The organism is Homoserinimonas sedimenticola (assembly GCF_026094475.1).
In the GTDB taxonomy this organism is placed as follows: domain Bacteria; phylum Actinomycetota; class Actinomycetes; order Actinomycetales; family Microbacteriaceae; genus Homoserinimonas; species Homoserinimonas sedimenticola.
Map to the genome: position 1 here is coordinate 1,194,632 of NZ_JAPELL010000001.1, position 19,910 is coordinate 1,214,541.

Below are 19,910 nucleotides of genomic sequence, written 5' to 3' on the forward strand. Positions count from 1 at the left end.
GGAATTACGGTGCCACACACACGTTCTCCCTAGGGATGCCTCGTTAAGCTCGTCCTTGGGCCACCGCACCATGGCCCTCCACTGCCGATCGACCGACAGGACCACAGCCGTGTCACCACGCGACCCGAAGAACCCTGGCGGGGAGGCCCCCGTTCCTCCCGCAGCCAAAAAGCTGACCGTCAAGCAGGAGCGCGAACAGCGCCGGCTCGCCAAGGTCGAGGCCTTCAAGAAGCAGCAGGCCCGCGCCAAGCGCAACCGCATCATCGCCATTTCCCTCAGCTCGGTGGCGGCCGTCGCCGTGGTCGCCCTCATCGTGACGATCGTCGTGACGAGCAGCACGCCCGCCCGGGACCCAGAGTCGATCGACATTGCCGGGCTCGAGACGTGGAGCGACATCGACTATACGCACACGAATGAGGATGTCGACTATGAGGCGCTCTACGGGATGACCCCTCCCGCAGGCGGCAGCCACAACCAGTACTGGCTCAACTGCGGCATCTATGAGGAGCCGCAGACGGAGGAGAACGCGGTCCACGCGCTCGAGCACGGCGCCGTCTGGGTCACCTACAACCCCGAGGATGTTGCGGGCGACGATCTCGAGACGCTGCGCGACTCGCTCCCCGGCAGCTACATCATCCTCTCCCCCATCGAAGGCCTCGAGGCACCCGTCGTGGCCTCCGCCTGGGGTGCCCAGGTCATGCTCGACGGCGTCGATGACGAGCGACTGGGTGACTTCATCGAGAAGTACTGGCAGTCCGGCGACGTGCCCGAGCCCGGCGCGCGCTGCGACGGGGCGATCGATGGACCCGGCAAGCTCGCCTGACGCTGCCCCGCCACGGATGTCGACGAGGCTCATCGTCGCGATCATCCTGGGCGGAGCGCTGCTCGCCGCGCTCGCCTTCGGGGTGGGGTACTTCGCCGCACCCAGCGAGAGCACACCCTCGACGACGAGCGCCGAGGCTGGCTTCGCGAGGGACATGCAGGTGCACCACAATCAGGCCGTGCGGATGTCGTTCATCGTGCGCGAGAACACCGAGGACCGCGAGATCGCGACACTCGCCTACGACATCGCGACCGCCCAGCAGCAGCAGGCCGGCCAGATGTTCGGGTGGCTTGAGGTGTGGGGGCTTCCCCAGGCGGCATCCGAGCCCTCCATGACGTGGATGTCTCGGCCCACGCTCGACGGAGCCGGGCACGATCACGGCGAGGGCGACACCGCCCACGCGCCGGGCGAGCTCATGCCGGGACTCGCGACCGCCGAGCAGATGGCCGAGCTCGAATCCCTCACGGGCGTCGAGGCGGAGGCCTACTACCTTGAGCTCATGATCGCGCACCACGAGGGTGGCGTCGAGATGGCGCAGGCGGTGCTCGACCGCAGCGACAACCGTGTCGTGCGGCAACTCGCGAGCGGCCTCGTCGCGGTGCAGGAGAAGGAGATCGCCCTCATGGAGGAGCTTCTGGCCGAGCGCCGCTGACGATCAGGTTCACGAGACTGCACACGCGGGCCATTCCTCTCGGGGAGTGGCCCGTTTGTGCAGTCTCGGCGCATAGCTAAGCGCCCGCGCTGCTCAGCGGCGCGAGAACAGCGAAAGCATGCGCTTCGCGACGCCCGGCTCGGGCTGCGGCTGCTCGGCCTCGGCGACGAACGCGATGTGGTGGCATCCGTTGCACAGGGCGAGCGTCCGGTGCTGCGCGAGGCCCGTACCGAAGTAGGGGTTCGGCGTGAGCGCCATCGACGAGCCACACGAGGGGCACTCAAGCGTGGGCGCGGGCGCGGCGGGGACGGCTGAATAGGTCGGCTGCAGGGTGGCGACAGACATGACTGTGCTCGTTTCGGGTAAGCGTTGCCTTCGCGCCTTTTCGGGTGGCGCTCGGGCTCGGGGTTCGGGTTCGGGTACTGCTGTTGTCTGGACCACCGGGAGGCGTTCGGGCGCTTCCCTGCCCTCATGATGGCGCCTCGCCGGCGCCTGCGGGGAGCCCCCAGACGGGGGGCGGATGCTACGCGGTCGCCGCCTGCCGGCGGTACAGCCGCGCATACAGCCCGTCCAGGGCCAGCAGGTCCTCGTGGCGGCCCCGCTCGACGACCCGGCCGCGCTCGACGACGAGGATGACGTCGGCCGCCGCGACGGTGGAGAGCCGGTGGGCGATCGCGATGGTCGTGCGTCCGCTCGCGGCCTCGTCGAGCGCCGCCTGCACGAGCCGCTCCGAGACGCTGTCGAGGGCACTCGTCGCCTCGTCGAGGATCAGCACGGCGGGGTCCTTGAGCAGCACCCGTGCGATCGCGACGCGCTGCTTCTCGCCGCCGCTCAGCCGGTAGCCGCGCTCCCCCACGACCGTCTCGTAACCGTCGGGGAACGACATGATGGTCTCGTGGATGTGCGCCTTGCGGGCCGCCTCCTCGAGTTCCTGTGACGTGGCATCCGGTTTGGCGTAGCGCAGGTTCTCGGCGATCGTCGCGTGGAAGAGATAGGTCTCCTGGCTCACGATGCCGATGTGCCGCATGAGATCTTCGCCCTGCAGGTCGCGCACGTCGACGCCCGCGAAGCGCACGGTTCCTTCGCTCGCCTCATAAAGGCGCGGCACCAGGTAGGACACGGTCGTCTTGCCCGCCCCCGAGGGTCCGACGAACGCCGCATACTGCCCCGGCTCGATTGTGAAGCTGACGTCGTTGAGGGTCGCGGGTGCCGCATCCGTCGCCCCCGGATAGCGGAAACTCACCCCCTCGAAGTCGATGCGCCCCAGCTGCTCGGCGGGCACCGGGCGCGCGTCTGGACTGTCGGAGATGGAGGGCGTGAGGTCGAGGTACTCGAAGATGCGGGCGAAGAGCGCGGAGGAGGTCTGCAGGTCGAGGGCGACACGCAGCAGACCCATGAGCGGCCACATGAGGCGCGCCTGCACGGTTGTGAAGGCGACGACCGTGCCCGCAGTCACGGGCACGTCGCGCAAGATGAGCCACGCCGCGACGAGGTAGATGATGGCGGGGATGATGGAGAGGAACACCTGCACGGTCGCGAAGAACCACTGCCCGCTCATGGTCTGCCGCACCTGCAGGTCGATCTGGCGATGGTTCTCGTCGGTGTAGCGCTCGACCTCAGCACCCTGCCGCGTGAAGCTCTTGGAGAGCAGGATGCCGCTCACGCTGAGTGCCTCCTGCGTAATGGCGGTCAGGTTGCTCAGCGACTCCTGGGTCGCGGCGGCGATGCGGGCGCGGATGATGCCGATGCGCCGCTGCGCGAGCACGAGCGCGGGCATGATCAGGAGGGTCACGACCGTCATCTGCCAGCTGAGCAACAGCATCGCGATGACGGCGGCGACGACCGTGACGGTGTTGCCGATGACGCTTGAGACCGTGTTGCTGAGTACGCCAGCGACGCCGCCGACGTCGTTCTGCAGTCGTGACTGGATGGCCCCGGTCCTCGTGCGGGTGAAGAAGCCGAGCTCCATGCGCTGCAGGTGCTCGAAGAGGCGGATGCGCAGCTCGCCCATGACCCGGTTGCCGACGGATGCGGTAAGCCACGTCTGCCACACGCCGAGAGCTGCGGATGCCACCCACAGGGCGATCATGATGCCGACGAGTTCGAGGAGCACCGGCACGTTGGGGCCGCCCTCCTCGGGGAAGAGCCCACGGTCGAACGCCTCCTGCGTCAGCAGGGGCGGGACGACACTGATGCCGGCTCCCAGCAGCACGAGCGCGATCGTCAGCGTAAGGGTGCGCCGGTGCGGGGCGAAGAGTTCACCGATGCGCCGAAGCAGGTGCGGGATGTGCGGCGCCTCGGCGTTTTCGCGGCGTTGCGCCTCGGGGTCGGCGCTCGAGATCCGGGTGCGCTGCTTCCCGAACCGTCCCACCTGGGGTGGGTGCCCGCCTGCGCTCATCAGCACACACTAACCGGTGCCGGGGCCGCGGTATTCCACCCGCCGGCGGCGGGTCTGCGTCAGCCCTTCGTCGAGCCCGCCAGGAGCCCTCGCACGAAGTATCGCTGCAGGCTGAAGAACACGATGAGGGGCACGATGATCGAGATGAATGCGGCGGCGGGGAGCCGGTGCACATTGCGACCGTAGTTGCCGGAAAGCTCAGCGAGCCGCTGCGTCAGAGGCGCGACATCCACACCGCCACCGGAGAAGACGAGGGCGACCAGCAGGTCGTTCCAGACCCACAGGAACTGGAAAATCGCGAAGCTCGCGAGCGCGGGCATCGCGAGCGGCAACACGATGCGGAAGAAGGTCTGGAAGTGGTTGGCCCCGTCGACCCGGGCCGCCTCGATCACGTCGCGCGGGATCTCGGCGATGAAGTTGTGCAGCAGGAAGATCGCGAGCGGCAGGCCGAAGATCGTGTGCGCGATCCACACCGCCGGGAAGGTGCCGCTGATGCCGAGCACGCCCGAGAAGATCTGCAGGAGCGGGATGAGGGCCATCTGCAGTGGCACGATCTGCAGCGCGAAGACCCCGATGAAGATCGCGGCGCTGAAGCGGAACTTGATCCACGCGAAGGCGTAGGCCGCGAGTGACGCCAGCACGAGCGGGAAGAGCGTGGCGGGGATCGCGACGACGATCGAGTTGATGAAATACGACCCCAGGTTCGCTGATGACGCGCCCGTCGTCGTGAGGACCTCGATGTAGTTGTCGAAGGTGAAGCCCCAGTTGCTGAAGATCGTCCACCAACCGGAGCCCTCGATCTCCTCCTCCGGACGGAAGGAGGTGATGAAGAGGCCCGCCGTGGGGATGGTCCACAGCACCGCGATGATGATCGCGCCCGCCGTCGCCCACTTCGAGGTGAGGGTCTTCTTGGCCCGGTCGGCCGCCCCGTCGGGACGCCGCCGCCGCTGCCGGCGCTTGGAGTTGAGCGGCGAGTCGAGGACCGCTTCGGAGGGGGCGCTCGTGGTGCTCATCGGATCTCCCTCTGCTTTCGCATGACTCGCACGTTGTAGATGATGATCGGCAGCACCATGATGAACAGCACGACCGCGAGCGCGGCGCCCTGGCCCCATTCGGCGCGGTTGAAGGCCTGCGTGTACATCTCGTTGGCGACCACGCTCGTGCCGTAGTTGCCACCTGTCATGGTGCGGACGATGTCGAAGACCTTGAGGGTTGCGATCGTGATGGTCGTCACGACGACCACGAGGGTGCTGCGGATGCCCGGAACCGTGACGTTCCAGAACTGCTGCCACGCGTTCGCGCCGTCGAGACGGGAGGCCTCGATGATCTCGGCGGGCACCGCCTTGATGGCGGCCGAGAGCAGCACCATCGCGAAACCGGTCTGGATCCAGATCATGACGAGGATGAGAAAGAAGGTGTTCCAGGGCGACTCGATGAGGAACTGGTGGGGCTCCCCGCCGAACCAGACGATGATCTGGTTGAGCAGGCCGATCTGCTCGTAGCCCTCCGCCCGGTACTCGTACATGAAGCGCCAGATGATGCCTGCCCCGACAAAGGAGATCGCCATGGGGAGGAAGACGAGCGACTTGAGTACCTTCTCGCCCGCTGACTTGTCGATGAAGACGGCGTAGGCGAGTCCGATCGCGGTCGAGAGGGCGGGCACGAGGAGCACCCAGACGAGCGTGTTGCCGAGCACGCGCAGGATCTCCTGCTGCGTGAACATCCACACGAAGTTGTCGATGCCGACCCACTCGCCCTGGCGGTCGGTGAAGGCGAGGTAAATGGTCTGTACGGCGGGATAGACGAGACCGATCAGCAAGAGGAGCAGCGCCGGCGCCACGAAGACCGTGAGCTGCACGACGTCGCGGATTCTCTTCGGCGTGCGATCGGCGAAGAAGAGAACAAGGCCGATGACGGCCGCGAATGCCGCGACGCCGATGATCAGCACGCCGAACTTCTCGAAGGTTGGACCCCAGAAATCGCCGCGTCGTGCCGCCGGGAGAACGGCGTGTACGAACTCGGCGAGCTGCGCTCCCACGGGACCTGCGCCCATGACTTGCTCCTCGTCTCGGTGGGCGCCGCGCTCTATCGGGTCGCGGCGCCGCAGAACAGGGTGTGCGGGGGCCGCCGGCCCGCGGGGATCGATTCCGCGGGCCGACGACCTCGTGTCACCGCACTATCAGGGGAAGCTCGCGTCGATGCGCGAGGTGACCGCCTCGGTGCTGTCGCCACCGATCCAGTTGACCATCCCCTCCCAGAAGGAGCTCGTGCCCACGGCGGCGGGCATGAGGTCGGAGCCGTCGAAGCGGAAGACGGTGTCCTCGCCCTGCAGGATCTCCATCGACTGGGCGCCGATCTCGCTGCCGGCGACGGAGGGGTCGACGCCGTTGTTGGCACTGATGACACCGCCGAGACCGACGCGGATGTTCGCCCACGTGTCGCTCGAGAGGAACTGCTGCACGGCATCCGTCGCGGGGTCGTCGTTGAACGCCGCGACGAACTCGCCGCCGCCCGTCACCGAGTCACCGGCATCCGGGTCGACCTTGGGGGTCAGGAAGGCCCACACGTCGCCGTCCTCGGCCACCTCGACATCCTCGCCCCACTGGGCCTCGTAGAAGGAGGCCTGGTGGTGCAGGGAGCAGTTGCCGTCGAGGATCGCAAGGCCCGCGTCCTGGAATGTCGTCGAGTTGATCGACTCGACGCCACCGAAGCCACCGTTGACGTAGTCAGGGTTGCGCAGGATCTCTCCCGCCGCGTCGAAGGCCTCCTGGATCTCGGGCGAGGAGAACTCCAGCTCGCCCGCAACCCACTGGTCGTATGCCTCGGGGCCGTGCATACGCAGCACGAGGTCCTCGATCCAGTCTGTGCCCGGCCATCCGGTTGCGTCGCCCGAGCCGAAGCCCACGCACCAGGGGCGGTAGGTGGCCGTCGTGTTCTCAGCCATCTCCTCCGTGAGGTCCATGAGCTCGTCCCAGGTCTCCGGCACCTCGTAGCCGTTCTCCTCGAAGTCGGCCGGGGAGTACCAGATGTAACCCTTGACGCTCGCCATGAGGGGTGCCGCGTAGAACTCGCCGTCGACCGAGCCGTAGCCCTTCCACGACTCCGACCAGAACTCGTCGACGTTGGCCTCGACCTCGGCGGAGGCGGGCACGACGGCCCCATCGCCGATGAGTCGCTGCAGGAGTCCGGGCTGCGGGACGATCATGATGTCGGGGGCGTCGCCCGCCGCGACGCGCACGTTGATCTGGGTCTCGGCCTCCTGCGTGCCGACGTAGTCGATCGTGATGCCGGTGCAGTCCTCGAAGTCCATCCACGACTCGACCAGCTGGTCGGCCTCGACGTCGATGATGGTGGCGTAGACCTCGACGCTCGCGTCTTCGAAGGTGCCGTACTGCTCGTAGTCGGAGCAGTCGACGTCGCCGCCGCCTCCCCCGTCGCCTCCAGAGCATCCGGCGAGGACAAGGCCGGCCGCGCCGGCCACGGCCACCGCGGCGAGTCCGCGATGACGAAGTGCTGTGAACATTCGATTCCTCCTCGTTGAGGTCGCAGGTGCTGGGATGTGTGCACGCGCGAACCGCGGCGCACCCCCATCCAGGGGTACTCATTGTGACGCTACGTCAGCGATCGCGGCTATGCAAGCGTTTGCGGTCGACAACGCGCAGATGAGCGGATGTCGGCACCACGGGCATTCGCGTCGCCGCAGTTCTCCACATGCGCTTTACATACCCCCCGTTTGGGTGGTTTCATGTGAACTGCGTCCCGCCTCTCCCGACAGTCGGCATCCCCCGTGCCGCAGGGTGGTTCGCTATTACCCCGAATAGGAACGACCATGAAACCCGAATTCATGCGACTTCGGCGTGCCTTCGCGCTTGCCCTCGCAACCCTTCTCGCCGCCGCCGGTCTCGCCGTGCTCTCCCCCGCCGGCGCAGCCCTCGCCCACCACAACACCGTCCGGGTCTCCGCCGCGTGCATCGACTACACGTGGACCATCACGTGGACGATCACCAACTCCGAGCAGTACAAGAGCGAGACGATCATCGAGTCGAACCAGGACATCGTGCCTGTCGGCACCAAGATCGGTGCCGGGGAGACACTCACGGTCACCGAGACGGTCGACAGGCCCATCGGCAAGACGCTCACGGTCGTGGGCCACTGGGCCAAGGGCAATGTCACCGACCGCCCCCGCTCCGCCTACATCAGCCCCTACGACTTCAAGGGCGACTGTGAACGACCCGCACCCCAGCCGCCCGTGACGCCCGAGATCAATCTCGTCGCTGCCGCGTGCGAGTATGCGGACAGTTCGACCACCGATATGACCGCGACCGTCACGGGGCTGCCGAACGGCGCGGCGTACACGATCCGCCTCTTCTCAGGCTCCACCGTCGTCGCGACGGCGCAGGGTACAGCCCCCTCGGGCAGCGCCTCCGCAGCCTTCCCCGACCTCGCCCCCGGCGACTATAGGGCCGAAGTCGAAGCAACAGGCAGCACCACGGCCCTCTCCTCGACCGTGACCGCGCTCGACTGCGCCCCCGCGGCCCCGCCCGTCGAGCCCGAGCCCCCCGTCGAACCCGAGGAGCCGCTGCCCCCCGTCTCCACGCCGCGACTCGTCATCACGCCCGTCGACTGCTCGAGCGATGTCTCGACCCCCACCGTGTCGGTCTCCGTCTCGGGACTCGACGCAGGCGAGGAGTATGAGGTGGTGCTGCTCGACGCCGACGGCCAGCCCGTCGCCACCCGGTCGATCACGGGCGTGACGGAGGACGAGGTCATCTTCGAGAACCTCGAGGCCCCCGCGAGCTACGCCGCAGTCCTCCGGCTCGAACCCGGCGGCAGCGTCGAGGCCGAAACGGTTGACCTCGCGGATGTCGTCCCCTGCGTCGCCGGCGGAGGCGTGCTGCCCACCCTCCCGCTCGACGATGAGGAGACCGCTCCCGCCCAGCAGCTACCGACGCTTCCCGTCACGGGGCCGGGCGAGCTCGCGGCCCTCGCCGCCTTCGCGGCTCTCCTGCTCGCAAGCGGCGGCATCGTCGTCACGACCCGCCTGCGTCGGCGCTTCGCCGCGGAGAGCTGACGCGGCCAGCAACCACCCCCGAGACGAAAGAACGCCCCCGGTCGATGACCGAGGGCGTTCCTCATGTGTGCGCGGGGATCCCGCGCGCGAGACTACTTGAGCTCGACGGTGGCGCCGGCCTCTTCAAGCTGCGCCTTCGCCTTCTCGGCGGTCTCCTTGTTGACGCCCTCGAGGACGTTGGCGGGAGCACCGTCGACGACGGCCTTCGCCTCACCAAGGCCGAGGCTCGTGAGCGCACGCACCTCCTTGATGACCTGGATCTTCTTGTCACCGGCGGCCGTGAGGACGACGTCGTACGAGTCCTTCTCCTCCTCAGCCTCGGCCGGCGCACCCGCGCCACCCGCGGCACCGCCCGCAGCCGCAACCGCGACGGGGGCAGCAGCCGTGACCTCGAAGACCTCCTCGAACTTCTTCACGAAGTCGCTGAGCTCGATGAGCGTGAGCTCCTTGAAGGCCTCGATCAGCTCGTCGCTGGAAAGCTTTGCCATTGTTTTTCTCCTTGTGTGTACTTCTGATAGCCGTGTCGCCAGCACCCCAGAGGGTGACTAGCTCGCGGACTCCTGCTTGTCGCGCAGCGCGTCGACGGTGCGAACCGCCTGCGCGAGAGGCGCGTTGAACATGTAGGCGGCACCGAACAGCGAAGCCTTGAAGGCGCCGGCGAGCTTGCCCAGCAGCACCTCCCGCGACTCGAGTTCGGCCAGCTTGGTGACCTCGGCGGCACTCAGCGGGTTACCGTCGAAGTAACCCCCCTTGATGACCAGCTGAGGGTTCGCCTTGGCGAAGTCGCGCAGACCCTTCGCGACGGCGACCGGGTCACCGTGTACGAAAGCGATCGCCGAGGGGCCGGTCAGCTCGTCATCGAAGGACGAGATGCCTGCCTGGTTCGCGGCGATCTTGGTCAGCGTGTTCTTCACCACGGCGTAAGACGCGTCCTCACGGATGCTTCTGCGCAGCTGCTTGAGCTGCGCGACCGTGAGCCCGCGGTACTCGGTGAGCAGTACGGCGGTCGAGTCACGGAAGAGATCCGTGAGCTCGGCGACCGAAGCTTCCTTGTTCGCCATGTGGCTCCTCAAATTTCGATGGTGCATTGTCGTGCGGTGATGCACACAGCGCCCAGAGGCACTGGACCAGACCACGGGCCCACGAAAAAAGCTCCGGCGCAAGCGCACGGAGCTGGAGAGCGGAAACCTCAGGCTTCCGATATCAGACTTCACACACCTGCGCGGGCCCCTTTTCCAGAGCGAATGGCTCGAGAGCGGGTTTTAGATCCGTGCGCGCACGCGCGGATGACCAGCGGTCTTTGGCTCCGACAAGGATAGGCGAATGCGCGACGGGAGGCAAATGCTCAGTCGTGGGATGCACACCCGCCTGCCAGCAAGTCGTGGGTACGGTGACCGCGACCACGGGCATCCGTGCCCTGCGAAGAGGAGGACGTGATGAAGGCACTGACCTATCAGGGCAAGAGGAACGTGAGCGTCGAGGAGGTGCCCGACCCGCGCATCGTCGAACCCACCGACGCGATCATCCGTGTGACCTCTGCCGCCATCTGTGGCTCCGACCTGCACCTCTACGAGCTCTTCGGTGCCTTCATCGACAAGGGCGACATCCTCGGCCACGAGACGATGGGCGAGGTCATCGAGGTCGGTTCCGAGGTCACCCGCATCTCGGTGGGCGACCGTGTCATCATCCCCTTCCCCATCGCGTGCGGCGTGTGCCACATGTGCGCCCTCGGCCTGACGACGCAGTGCGAGACGACGCAGGTTCGTGAGCATGAGACGGGGGCGCGACTCTACGGATACACCAAGCTCTACGGGCAGGTGCCGGGCGGTCAGGCCGAAAAGCTCAGGGTCGAGCTCGCCGACTCCAACGCGATCGTCGTGGGACGCGACCTGCCCGATGAGCGCTACCTCTATCTCACGGACATCCTGCCGACCGCGTGGCAGGGGGTCGAGTACGCGCAGGTGCCTGAGGGCGGCACGGTCGTCGTGCTGGGGCTCGGCCCCGTCGGTCAGTTCGCCGCCCGCGTCGCGAAGTACCGCGGCTACGAGGTGCTCGCGGTGGACCCCGTGCCCGAGCGGCGCGCCCTCGCGGAGCGCCACGGCGTGCAGACCTTCGACCTCACCGACACGATCACGGCGGAGCTGCGCGAGCGCACGCTCGGCCGCGGGCCCGACAGCGTCATCGACGCCGTCGGCATGGAGGCGCACGGCAGCACCGCGATCGGCGTCGTGCAGCAGGCTGTCACGCTCCTGCCCGACGCGATCGGCCGCCCCATGATGGACAAGATGGGCATGGACCGCACCGCGGCCCTCTACCTCGCCTTCGACGTTGTGCGCCGCGGCGGCACCGTCTCCCTCAGCGGCGTATACGCCGGCGACGCCGACATCCTGCCCATGAAGACCCTCTTCGACAAGCAGGTCACCATTCGGATGGGGCAGTGCAATGTGCATCGTTGGGTGCCCACCCTCCTCCCACTCGTGGAGGACCCGGAGGACCCGCTCGGCGTCATGGACCTCGCGACCCACACCGTGCCGCTCGAGGAGGCGCCGGCCCTCTACGAGACGTTCCAGAAGAAGGAGGACGGCTGTATCAAGGTCGTGCTGAAGCCGTAGCATTCGCCTGCCGACGCGGACGGAGCACGACGCCCCCGATCACGAGGAGCGCCAGCACGAGCACGGCCGCCGGGATGAGAGTCGCGGCGGCCGGCCCGCCCGTCGCCCCTGCGGCAGGAACCAGCGCGGGCGGCACGGAAGCGAGGGGCACCGGCTCCGTGAGCCCGGTCGTGCCCGGCAGCACGGGATGCGCCACTCCCCCTGAGACGAGGAACCACGACTCCGTCTCGGCATGACGCACGAGCTGCGCGTCGGCGGGCAGGGCGTCGAGGGCGGCGGCGAGCCCCGCACCGGGGAAGAACTCGGCCAGCTCGGGACGACCATCGCCCGGATTGATCCACACGAGTGCCGTGCCCACACTCGCGCCGCCGACCAGCACGGGCGCCACCCACTGGTTGCTGAGTTCGACTGGCGGTTCCGCCGTGGCATCCGTCACGAAATCGCTCGTCCACGAGTGAAGTCGCACGATCGGCCCGACCTCGGCCGAGTCATCGAAGCGGATGCCCGACTCACCGTCGCCGCCGGGGGCGTAGAGCTCGGTGAGCTGCGGCACGAGGTCGCGCTCGAAGTACGTCACGACCTGCTCGGGAACCCCAGCGGGGGCGAGCTCCAGCCCCGCAGGCATGACGAAGGAGAGCATGAGGATGACGCGGGCGATACGGGGGAGCCCACGCCAAGGGGCCTTGAGCACGTCGGGTCCTTCGCTCGGTTCGGGTGCCCCAATTCTCGCACGTCGTCGGGCTCACTCCCGGGGCAGGCGCACCGTGAAGACGGTCGAACCCGGCACGCTCTCGACCACGACCGTGCCCCCGTGCCCCTCCACGACCGCCCGCACGATCGCGAGGCCGAGCCCCGTGCTGCCGGCCGTGCGCGACCTGGAGGAATCACCGCGGGCAAACCTCTCGAAGAGTCGCGGCGCGAGGTCCTCTGCGATGCCCGGCCCGTCGTCCGCGACCGTGATGACGGCGGCGTCAGACTCCACCGCGAGCCCGACCGTGACCTCGGTGCCGGCGGGCGTGTGGGTGCGCGCATTGGCGAGCAGGTTCGCGACGACCTGCCGAAGCCGCCCGTCGTCACCCGTCACCGCCACGGGTTCCTCGGGGAGGTCCAGCGACCACACGTGATCAGGCCCCGCGACCGTCGCGTCGCTCACGGCGTCGATCAGCAGACGGGAGAGGTCGACCTCGCGCCGCTCCAGATCGCGTCCCTCGTCGAGCCGGGCGAGCAGCAGCAGATCCTCCACCAGGGAGGTCATCCGCACCGCCTCCGACTCCACGCGGCCGAGCGAATGCACGACGTCGTCCGGCAGATCGTGTCCCGCGCGCCGGGTGAGCTCCGCGTACCCCCGGATCGACGCGAGCGGCGTCCGCAGCTCGTGGCTCGCATCCGCGACGAAACGACGCACCTTGTTCTCGCTCTCCTGACGGGCTGCCAACGCGGATGCGACGTGGTCGAGCATCCGGTTGAAGGCGGCGCCCACCCGACCGACCTCCGTCGCGGGGTCGGCGTCTGCGGCACCGACCCGGTGGGCAAGGTCGACCTCGCCGCGTGCGAGCGGCAGGTCGGCGACAGCGGAGGCGGTGGCAGCGACCCGTTCGAGGGGACGCAGGGCGAGCCGTACGACCGCGCGACCCGCGAGGGCGGCGGCCGCCAGCACGGCCAGGGCGACCGCGATGACGACCCAGACGAGCTGGCTCACCGTGTCGTCGACATCCGAGAGCGGCAGCGCCGTGACCACGACGACCCCACCGGGCAGCTCGTCGCCCGCTGCGCGATACTCGCCCAGCTCACCGCCCAGGTCGACCGTGACCGGCTCACCTGTGCTGGGCACCGCCAGCAGGGCGTTCGAACGTTCCTCATCGAGGAACTGGATGTCGCCGCTCTCCGTCACGACACCGGCGCGCGCTGCCTCGCCCACGACGACACCCGTCACGGTGTAGGGCCCCTGCACGCCGAACCGCAGTGTCGCGAAACCGCCCCCCGGAACGTCCGGAGCCGGGGCATCACCCATCTGCCCGTTCGTCGCGAGCTGCGTGCGACCGGTCGCCGAGGCGAGTTGCGCATCCAGTCGATCCATGAGGAAACCCCGCAGGGCGAGCACACTCACGAGTCCGACGATGACGCTGGCCGCGGCGAGAAGGCCGAGGATGCCGAGGACCAGGCGTCGACGCAGTGTCCAGGTCGACGGGCGCACGATCACTCCGGCGCCTTGATCATGTAGCCAACGCCCCGCACCGTGTGGATCATCGGCTCCTCCCCCGCGTCGATCTTCTTGCGCAGGTAGGAGATGTAGATCTCGACGATGCTCGCGCGGCCGCCGAAATCGTAGTTCCACACCCGGTCGAGGATCTGCGCCTTGCTCATGACGGTGCGGGGATTGCGCATGAGAAAGCGGAGGAGCTCGAACTCGGTCGCCGTCAGCTCGATCGCGCGGTCGCCTCGACGCACCTCATAGCTGAGCTCGTTGAGCATGAGGTCGCCGACGCGCAGGATCGGGTCGGCCGCGCTCGGGATGAGTCGCGCCGAGCGCCGGATGAGCCCCCGGAGTCGCGCGATGACCTCCTCGAGACTGAACGGCTTGGTGACGTAGTCGTCGCCGCCCGCCGTGAGACCAGCGATCCGCTCGTCGAGGGCGTCCTTCGCCGTGAGGAAGAGGATGGGAACGTCGTTGCCGTTCGCCCTCGTGCGCCGAAGCACCTCGATACCGTCCAGATCGGGCAACATGATGTCGAGCACGACGACGTCGGGATCGAACTCGCGGATGAGCTTGATCGCCGAGGCTCCATCTGCCGCCGAACGCACATCCCACCCTTCGTAGCGCAGGGCCATCGTCACGAGATCGGCAAGGGTCGACTCATCGTCGACGACGACGGCGCGCACGGGAGAACCATCGGCGTGCTGGAGCGGCTGTGGGGATTCAGGCATGGTTCCATCATCTCCACTGAGCTATGAGGTTCCTATGAGCGGACTGTGGGCTCTCTATCGGGAGCGCTCGGCTCTACGGCTAGCCCGGGCTCGATGACGGAAGCAGGCAGACCGCAACAGCGCGGTGTTTTCTGCTCAACGCGCCGTTCTCAGGCGGCGCATTGAGCAGAAAACACCGCGCTGTAGGGAGCGAAGGTCGCAGGCATCCGTGACAATGGAGGGGTGACGACCGCCCAGCCCATGCTCCCCCTCTGGGACGAGCCGGCCCCCGCCGCAGTCACGGCACCCCCGCACACCACCCGCATCCTCGCCCGCTCGAGCGACCGCGTCGCCTGGCTTCGAGCCCGTAGCCGCGGAATCACCGCAACGGATGTCGCGAAGCTCGCGACCGAGCGCTCGGTGCGCGCAGTCGTCGACGACAAGTGGCACGGGTCACGTTTCTCGGGCAACCCCTTCACGGACCACGGCCGCCGCCGAGAGCCAGAGATCGCCGCGTGGGTGCAGGCGAACTTCGGCATCGCCCCGAGCGATGCACTGTTCCACGCCGAGGCGAGCCGAGTGCACCTCGCCACCCCAGACGGGATCGCCGTGACATCCGCCCGTCTCGAACTGGCGGAGATCAAGACGACAAGCTCGCCGTGGCGCTCGATCCCCCGCGGCTACCTGCGGCAGGTGTGGTGGCAGCAGTACGTGCTCGGCGCCGAGCGCACCCTCCTGGTGTGGGAGCAGCACCGCGATTTCGTGCCGGTCGACGCCGAGCCCTGCCACCGCTGGATCGACCGGGACGACAACGAGATCCACATGCTCGTGCAGCTCGCCGACCGTGTTCTTTCAGCCCTCGCCGAGCGCGCGGATGCGTCCCGCGCCGCCCGCTACGGGTACGGAGGCTGACATGACGGTGCTGCTGCTCCACGGCCTCGGCAACAGCGCCGCCCACATCCGCGAGCAGCTCGCGCCCGCCATTCCCGAGGGCCGACGCGTGATCGCCCCCGACGTGCGCGCCCACGGTGACTCCCCCGTGATCGGGTCGGCGCGCGACTTCTCCTTCGAGGGGCTCACCGAGGAGATCACAGCGCAGATCGACGGAGATGTCGGCGACTCACCCCTCACCGTCGTGGGTGTCTCGATGGGAGCGGCCCTCGCCGTGAGACTCGCCCTCGGCGGACATCCGACTGTCGAGCGCCTCGTGCTCATCCGCCCGTCCTTCACCGATCACGCCCTGCCGGGGCACCTGCGGGCGTTCCCCGTCATGGGCGAACTCCTCATGCGGCACGGGGCGGCGGCTGCCGAACGGCTGTTCAAGGGCTCGAGCCTCTATCACTCGCTCACCCTCGTGACGCAGGCGGGGGCGGCGGCCGCGCTGCAGCAGTTCCGCGCTCCGGATGCTTCGGCTCGCGCCATCCGTCTCGTCGAGATTCCCCGCAACCGTGCCTTCGGCAGCTACGACGAGCTCGCCGCGATCACCGTGCCCACGACCGTCGTCGCCGCCCCGCGCGACCCCGTGCACCCCGTCGCGGTCGCGGAGGCGTGGCACGGCGGCATCCGCGGATCCTCACTCGTGCACCTGCCCGCCCGCGATGACGGCATGGCGGCGCACCTCGCGGCCCTGCGTTCCGCGGTCAGCGCCGCATTCGCCTGACGCCCCCGCGCACGCGCTGTGCGACGAGAAGACCCAAGAGCATGAGCGCTCCGCCCAGCAGTTCCGCCGCGTTCGGAACCTCACCGAGCAGAAGCCATGCCGCCAGGATGCCGACGACAGGCACGAGGAGAATCCACGGCACGACGGCCGCCGCCGGATTTCGCGAGAGCAGCGTGTTGAAGAGGCCGTAGGCGACCAAGGTCGCGAGCACGGTCGTGTAGAGCGTCGAGAGGATCGCCTCGATGCCGAAGCCCGACAGCGCCGCACCCACCGCCTCCGGCCCGTCGACCAGCAGCGACAGCCCGAAAAGGGGCACGGGCACGATGAGGGCAGACCACACGGTCAGCGCGAGACCGCCCTTGGCTCCCGAAGCTCGCGAGATGACGTTGCCGATGCCCCAGGAGAGCGCCGCCCCCAAGCACAGGACGAGCGCAAGGAGGGAGACGTGCCCCTCGCGTCCGACCGCGACGATGGCAAGGCCGACTGACCCCAGGATGCCGCCGAGCAGCTGCGCGGGAGCGGGCACCTCGCGCAGTGCCCCGGCCGCAATGACCATCGTGAAGATCACCTGGGCCTGCAGCACGAGCGCGGCAAGCCCCGGCGGCATACCGAGATGCATCGAGGTGTAGAGGAGCGCGAACTGCCCGAGCGACATGAACACGCCGACCCCAAGGATGAAGCGCCACGGGACATCCGGTCGACGCAGGAAAAAGATCGCCGGTAGCACGACGAGGGTGAAGCGGATCGCGACGAAGAGCAGCGGCGGCACGCCATCCATGCCCCAGTCGATCACGACGAAGTTGAGGCCCCAGAGGAGAGCGACGAGCGAGGCGAGGAGGCGATCACGGGGCGGCACGTGACCATCCTGTCGTATGCGTGGGCGTGTGACCGGCGCCGTGCACCATCCGCTCTCAACAGCGCGGTGTTTTCTGCTCAGCGCTGCCGCCGCTATAGGCGCTCTGAGCAGAAAACACCGCGCAGTTGCTGCCGTCGCGGCATGCAAAGAGGGGGCCCGCCGAAGCGGACCCCCTCCTCACAAACGAGAGCTAGATCGCGTTGACGTCCACGGGGATGCCGGGGCCGAACGTCGTCGTGACGGTCGCCTTCGTGATGTAGCGACCCTTCGCCGAGCTCGGCTTGAGGCGCACAACCTCGTCGAGCGCGGAACGCAGGTTCTCCGAGAGCTTGTCGGCGTCGAAGGAGGCCTTGCCGACGATGAAGTGCACGTTCGCGTGCTTGTCGACGCGGAACTCGATCTTGCCGCCCTTGATGTCGGAGACAGCCTTGCCCGTGTCGGGCGTGACGGTGCCGGTCTTGGGGTTCGGCATGAGGCCGCGGGGGCCGAGCACCTTACCGAGGCGACCGACCTTGCCCATGAACTCGGGCGTCGAGACGGCCGAGTCGAAGTCGGTCCAGCCGCCCGCAACACGCTCGATGAGCTCGTCGCCGCCGACCTCGTCGGCGCCGGCCGCGATGGCGGCCTCGGCCGCAGGGCCCGTCGCAAACACGATCACGCGCGCCGTCTTACCGGTGCCGTGGGGAAGGTTGACGGTGCCGCGCACCATCTGGTCCGCCTTGCGGGGGTCGACATTGAGCTTCAGCGCGACCTCGACGGTCGAGTCGAACTTCTTCGAGCCGGTCTCGCGAGCGAGAGCCACGGCGTCGGCCGGCGCGTAGAACTTGCCCTCTTCGATCTTCTCGGCTGCGGCCCGGTAGGCCTTGGACTTGGTTGCCATGTTGTTCTCCTAAAGATGAGTTCGTGGGTAGCGAGCCAGGCGGGCTCTTCCACTGCGGCGACCTAGGTCGCCAATAAGACTGGGGCTCAGGCCTCGATCGTGATGCCCATCGAGCGCGCGGTGCCCTCGATGATCTTGGATGCCGCGTCGACATCGTTCGCGTTGAGGTCGGCCATCTTCTGCTCGGCGATCGCGCGGACCTGGTCCTTCGAGAGCGAGCCGACCTTGGTCGTGTGGGGCACACCCGAACCCTTGGCCACACCGGCGGCCTTCTTGATGAGCTCGGCGGCGGGCGGCGTCTTGAGCACGAAGGTGAACGAGCGGTCCTCGTACACCGTGATCTCGACGGGAATGACGTTGCCGCGCTGCGACTCCGTCGCGGCGTTGTACGCCTTGCAGAACTCCATGATGTTCACGCCGTGCTGACCGAGCGCCGGGCCGATGGGCGGGGCGGGGTTGGCGGCGCCGGCCTGGATCTGAAGCTTGATCAGACCAGTAACCTTCTTCTTCGGTGCCATTGCTTCCTTCTTTCGTGTTCGAGCATCCGCTGCACGGATGTTCTTCCGCCTGCTCGGCCTATCCGAGCCGCGGTGGTGTGTAAGTGTGAGAGGCGCTGCTAGAGCTTCGTCACCTGGTCGAAGCTCAGCTCGACCGGGGTCTCGCGCTCGAAGAGCGACACGAGCACCGTGAGCTTGCCGCTCTCGGGCTTGATCTCGCTGATCGACCCGGGCAGGCCCGCGAACGAGCCCTCCTTGATCGTGATGGTCTCGCCGATCTCGAAGTCGACCTCCTGCGGGATGCTGCGCTGCACGGCCTTGCCGCCCTTCGCGCCGCCCTTCGCGGGGGCCTCGACGACCTGCACGAGGCTCTTCAACATGTTGAAGGCCTCCTCGAAGCGCAGCGGCGTCGGGTTGTGGGCGTTGCCCACGAAGCCCGTGACGCCCGGCGTGTGGCGCACGACCGACCAGCTGTCCTCGTTGAGGTCCATGCGCACGAGCACATAGCTGGGGATGCGCACGCGAGTGACGAGCTTGCGCTGGCCGTTCTTGATCTCGACGACATCCTCCATCGGCACCTCGACCTGGAAGATGTAGTCCTCCATCGTCATGGAGACGCGGCGGTTCTCGATGTTCTGCTTGACGCGCTTCTCGAAACCCGCGTAGGAGTGCACGACGTACCACTTGCCGGGCAGCGAGCGAAGCTCGGCGCGGAACTCGTCGTACGGGTCGACCTCGGTCTCCTCGTCGGAGAGCTCCTCGAGGGCCTCCTCCGCGACCTCGTCGGCGGCAGGGTCAGCAGGAGCCTGGGCGTCCAGGGCGGCGGAGAGCGCCGTCTCGGCGTCGGGCTCGTCGACGATATGCACTGCGGACTGCTCAGCCGGCGTGACGGAGTCGACCTCCTCGGCCAGCACAGGGCCACCCAGCGCCTCGTCCTCCTCGGAGGACTGCTCTGCGGCCGTCGACAGGTCGATGTCCTCCTCGGAGGAGCGCTCGAGGTTGTCGCGTTCTGTGTCAGACACTGATTCTCATTCCGTTGATCACTGGCAATCCGGCGGCATGCGCCGGACGGAAGGGCTGTTCGACGTCAGCCGACGGGACCGTCGCCGAAGACGTACGCGACGACGGTGCCGAAGAGCAGGTCGAGCCCGGAGACAAGGGCCATCATGATGATCACGAAGACCAGCACGACCGCCGTATAGCTGATGAGCTCCTTGCGTGTCGGGGTGACGACCTTCTTGAGCTCGCCGATCACCTGACGCAGGAACAGCGCGACGCGACCGAAGGGGCTGCGACGCGTCGCACGCTCCGCCTTCGCGTTGGCGACGACATCCTCACTGGGCTCGTCGGTCACGTTCTTCGCCACAACTACTACCTTCCGGACACGGTGCAACGATCATGGGATCGTCGGCTTCTGCCTGCCAGCGCGCGGCGCGCTGGTCATGCTGCAGGGCGGACAGGACTCGAACCTGCAACCTGCGGTTTTGGAGACCGCTGCTCTACCAATTGAGCCACCGCCCTTCGGGATCGAACACGCCAGCTTCTCAACAGATCCGG

21 protein-coding genes and 1 tRNA gene are annotated in these 19,910 nt (G+C 67.8%); 6 read left to right on the forward strand and 16 right to left on the reverse strand.

The features are described from left to right. The first annotated feature begins 109 nt into the window (after positions 1-109). Both OH146_RS05515 and OH146_RS05520 read left to right on the forward strand, forming a co-directional pair. Complete coding sequence (locus tag OH146_RS05515) at positions 110-823, forward strand: thioredoxin-like domain-containing protein (RefSeq protein WP_265158222.1); 714 nt, start codon at positions 110-112, stop codon at positions 821-823. 16 nt (positions 824-839) lie between these two features. Continuing rightward, positions 840-1,475, forward strand: a complete 636-nt coding sequence (locus tag OH146_RS05520) for a DUF305 domain-containing protein (RefSeq protein WP_265158224.1) — start codon at positions 840-842, stop codon at positions 1,473-1,475. Positions 1,476-1,568: 93 nt separating this feature from the next. Here OH146_RS05520 and OH146_RS05525 read toward each other — a convergent pair whose 3' ends face one another. The 5 genes from OH146_RS05525 to OH146_RS05545 all read right to left on the reverse strand — a co-directional run bounded on the left by OH146_RS05525 (position 1,569) and on the right by OH146_RS05545 (position 7,396). Beyond that, positions 1,569-1,820: a hypothetical protein gene (locus OH146_RS05525; RefSeq protein ID WP_265158226.1), complete on the reverse strand. Its 252-nt coding sequence runs from the start codon at positions 1,818-1,820 to the stop codon at positions 1,569-1,571. Positions 1,821-1,998: 178 nt separating this feature from the next. After that, positions 1,999-3,873 carry an ABC transporter ATP-binding protein gene (locus OH146_RS05530; RefSeq protein WP_265158228.1) on the reverse strand — a complete coding sequence of 625 codons (1,875 nt, stop codon included), beginning with the start codon at positions 3,871-3,873 and terminating at the stop codon, positions 1,999-2,001. A gap of 59 nt (positions 3,874-3,932) precedes the next feature. Continuing rightward, positions 3,933-4,886, reverse strand: a complete 954-nt coding sequence (locus tag OH146_RS05535; RefSeq protein ID WP_265158230.1) for a carbohydrate ABC transporter permease — start codon at positions 4,884-4,886, stop codon at positions 3,933-3,935. After that, positions 4,883-5,926, reverse strand: coding sequence for a carbohydrate ABC transporter permease (locus tag OH146_RS05540; protein ID WP_265158232.1), 1,044 nt, complete (start codon positions 5,924-5,926; stop codon positions 4,883-4,885). Before OH146_RS05540 ends, OH146_RS05535 begins: the two co-directional genes overlap by 4 nt. 126 nt (positions 5,927-6,052) lie before the next feature. After that, on the reverse strand, positions 6,053-7,396 hold the full coding sequence (locus OH146_RS05545) for an ABC transporter substrate-binding protein (protein ID WP_265158234.1): 1,344 nt from the start codon (positions 7,394-7,396) through the stop codon (positions 6,053-6,055). A 306-nt stretch (positions 7,397-7,702) separates the two neighbouring features. On the opposite strand from OH146_RS05545, the gene OH146_RS05550 reads away from it, so the two are divergent. After that, a complete protein-coding gene (locus OH146_RS05550) occupies positions 7,703-8,944 on the forward strand; it encodes an Ig-like domain-containing protein (protein ID WP_265158236.1) in 1,242 nt (413 codons plus the stop codon). 92 nt (positions 8,945-9,036) lie between these two features. Here OH146_RS05550 and rplL read toward each other — a convergent pair whose 3' ends face one another. Further along, positions 9,037-9,432, reverse strand: a complete 396-nt coding sequence (rplL, locus tag OH146_RS05555; protein WP_265158238.1) for a 50S ribosomal protein L7/L12 — start codon at positions 9,430-9,432, stop codon at positions 9,037-9,039. A 57-nt stretch (positions 9,433-9,489) separates the two neighbouring features. Next, positions 9,490-10,005 (reverse strand): 50S ribosomal protein L10, encoded by a 516-nt coding sequence (gene rplJ / locus OH146_RS05560; protein WP_265158240.1) that lies wholly within the window; start codon positions 10,003-10,005, stop codon positions 9,490-9,492. A gap of 375 nt (positions 10,006-10,380) precedes the next feature. Between rplJ and OH146_RS05565 the strand changes: the two genes are divergently transcribed. Continuing rightward, positions 10,381-11,556: an alcohol dehydrogenase catalytic domain-containing protein gene (locus OH146_RS05565; protein ID WP_265158242.1), complete on the forward strand. Its 1,176-nt coding sequence runs from the start codon at positions 10,381-10,383 to the stop codon at positions 11,554-11,556. On the opposite strand, the gene OH146_RS05570 is transcribed toward OH146_RS05565, so the two are convergent. Genes OH146_RS05570 through OH146_RS05580 form a run of 3 tightly spaced genes read right to left on the reverse strand, consistent with a single transcriptional unit; the run spans position 11,534 to position 14,481 of the window. Then, on the reverse strand, positions 11,534-12,247 hold the full coding sequence (locus tag OH146_RS05570; protein WP_265158245.1) for a hypothetical protein: 714 nt from the start codon (positions 12,245-12,247) through the stop codon (positions 11,534-11,536). The genes OH146_RS05565 and OH146_RS05570 overlap by 23 nt on opposite strands. 51 nt (positions 12,248-12,298) lie before the next feature. Continuing rightward, on the reverse strand, positions 12,299-13,756 hold the full coding sequence (locus OH146_RS05575) for a sensor histidine kinase (RefSeq protein WP_265158247.1): 1,458 nt from the start codon (positions 13,754-13,756) through the stop codon (positions 12,299-12,301). After that, positions 13,753-14,481 carry a response regulator transcription factor gene (locus OH146_RS05580; RefSeq protein ID WP_265158249.1) on the reverse strand — a complete coding sequence of 243 codons (729 nt, stop codon included), beginning with the start codon at positions 14,479-14,481 and terminating at the stop codon, positions 13,753-13,755. The genes OH146_RS05575 and OH146_RS05580 overlap by 4 nt, the downstream gene beginning before the upstream one ends. A 240-nt stretch (positions 14,482-14,721) precedes the next feature. Here OH146_RS05580 and OH146_RS05585 point away from each other — a divergent pair, with 240 nt between their 5' ends. After that, positions 14,722-15,372: a YqaJ viral recombinase family protein gene (locus OH146_RS05585; RefSeq protein WP_265160673.1), complete on the forward strand. Its 651-nt coding sequence runs from the start codon at positions 14,722-14,724 to the stop codon at positions 15,370-15,372. A gap of 1 nt (position 15,373) precedes the next feature. Then, positions 15,374-16,120 (forward strand): alpha/beta fold hydrolase, encoded by a 747-nt coding sequence (locus tag OH146_RS05590; protein ID WP_265158251.1) that lies wholly within the window; start codon positions 15,374-15,376, stop codon positions 16,118-16,120. Here the strand turns inward: OH146_RS05590 and OH146_RS05595 are convergent. From OH146_RS05595 to OH146_RS05620, 6 genes are all read right to left on the reverse strand, one after another. Then, positions 16,101-16,976: an EamA family transporter gene (locus OH146_RS05595; protein WP_265158253.1), complete on the reverse strand. Its 876-nt coding sequence runs from the start codon at positions 16,974-16,976 to the stop codon at positions 16,101-16,103. The two genes, OH146_RS05590 and OH146_RS05595, sit on opposite strands and share 20 nt — an antisense overlap. A 190-nt stretch (positions 16,977-17,166) precedes the next feature. Then, positions 17,167-17,856 carry a 50S ribosomal protein L1 gene (rplA, locus tag OH146_RS05600; protein WP_265158255.1) on the reverse strand — a complete coding sequence of 230 codons (690 nt, stop codon included), beginning with the start codon at positions 17,854-17,856 and terminating at the stop codon, positions 17,167-17,169. A gap of 86 nt (positions 17,857-17,942) precedes the next feature. Next, positions 17,943-18,374 carry a 50S ribosomal protein L11 gene (gene rplK / locus OH146_RS05605; RefSeq protein ID WP_265158257.1) on the reverse strand — a complete coding sequence of 144 codons (432 nt, stop codon included), beginning with the start codon at positions 18,372-18,374 and terminating at the stop codon, positions 17,943-17,945. A 98-nt stretch (positions 18,375-18,472) separates the two neighbouring features. Beyond that, positions 18,473-19,375 (reverse strand): transcription termination/antitermination protein NusG, encoded by a 903-nt coding sequence (gene nusG, locus OH146_RS05610; RefSeq protein WP_265158259.1) that lies wholly within the window; start codon positions 19,373-19,375, stop codon positions 18,473-18,475. 65 nt (positions 19,376-19,440) lie between these two features. Next, positions 19,441-19,719, reverse strand: a complete 279-nt coding sequence (secE, locus tag OH146_RS05615; protein ID WP_265158261.1) for a preprotein translocase subunit SecE — start codon at positions 19,717-19,719, stop codon at positions 19,441-19,443. A gap of 82 nt (positions 19,720-19,801) precedes the next feature. Beyond that, positions 19,802-19,874, reverse strand: a tRNA-Trp gene (locus OH146_RS05620). Positions 19,875-19,910 lie beyond the last annotated feature (36 nt).

Coding starts and splice junctions, on each gene's coding strand:
- OH146_RS05590 (WP_265158251.1), top strand. CDS start 15,374: ATGACGGTGCTGCTGCTCCACGGCCTCGGCAACAGCGCCGCCCACATC.
- OH146_RS05585 (WP_265160673.1), top strand. CDS start 14,722: ATGCTCCCCCTCTGGGACGAGCCGGCCCCCGCCGCAGTCACGGCACCC.
- OH146_RS05540 (WP_265158232.1), bottom strand. CDS start 5,926: ATGGGCGCAGGTCCCGTGGGAGCGCAGCTCGCCGAGTTCGTACACGCC.
- OH146_RS05525 (WP_265158226.1), bottom strand. CDS start 1,820: ATGTCTGTCGCCACCCTGCAGCCGACCTATTCAGCCGTCCCCGCCGCG.
- rplK (WP_265158257.1), bottom strand. CDS start 18,374: ATGGCACCGAAGAAGAAGGTTACTGGTCTGATCAAGCTTCAGATCCAG.
- rplL (WP_265158238.1), bottom strand. CDS start 9,432: ATGGCAAAGCTTTCCAGCGACGAGCTGATCGAGGCCTTCAAGGAGCTC.
- rplA (WP_265158255.1), bottom strand. CDS start 17,856: ATGGCAACCAAGTCCAAGGCCTACCGGGCCGCAGCCGAGAAGATCGAA.
- OH146_RS05530 (WP_265158228.1), bottom strand. CDS start 3,873: ATGAGCGCAGGCGGGCACCCACCCCAGGTGGGACGGTTCGGGAAGCAG.
- OH146_RS05550 (WP_265158236.1), top strand. CDS start 7,703: ATGAAACCCGAATTCATGCGACTTCGGCGTGCCTTCGCGCTTGCCCTC.
- OH146_RS05580 (WP_265158249.1), bottom strand. CDS start 14,481: ATGCCTGAATCCCCACAGCCGCTCCAGCACGCCGATGGTTCTCCCGTG.
- rplJ (WP_265158240.1), bottom strand. CDS start 10,005: ATGGCGAACAAGGAAGCTTCGGTCGCCGAGCTCACGGATCTCTTCCGT.
- OH146_RS05565 (WP_265158242.1), top strand. CDS start 10,381: ATGAAGGCACTGACCTATCAGGGCAAGAGGAACGTGAGCGTCGAGGAG.
- OH146_RS05520 (WP_265158224.1), top strand. CDS start 840: ATGTCGACGAGGCTCATCGTCGCGATCATCCTGGGCGGAGCGCTGCTC.
- OH146_RS05535 (WP_265158230.1), bottom strand. CDS start 4,886: ATGAGCACCACGAGCGCCCCCTCCGAAGCGGTCCTCGACTCGCCGCTC.
- OH146_RS05545 (WP_265158234.1), bottom strand. CDS start 7,396: ATGTTCACAGCACTTCGTCATCGCGGACTCGCCGCGGTGGCCGTGGCC.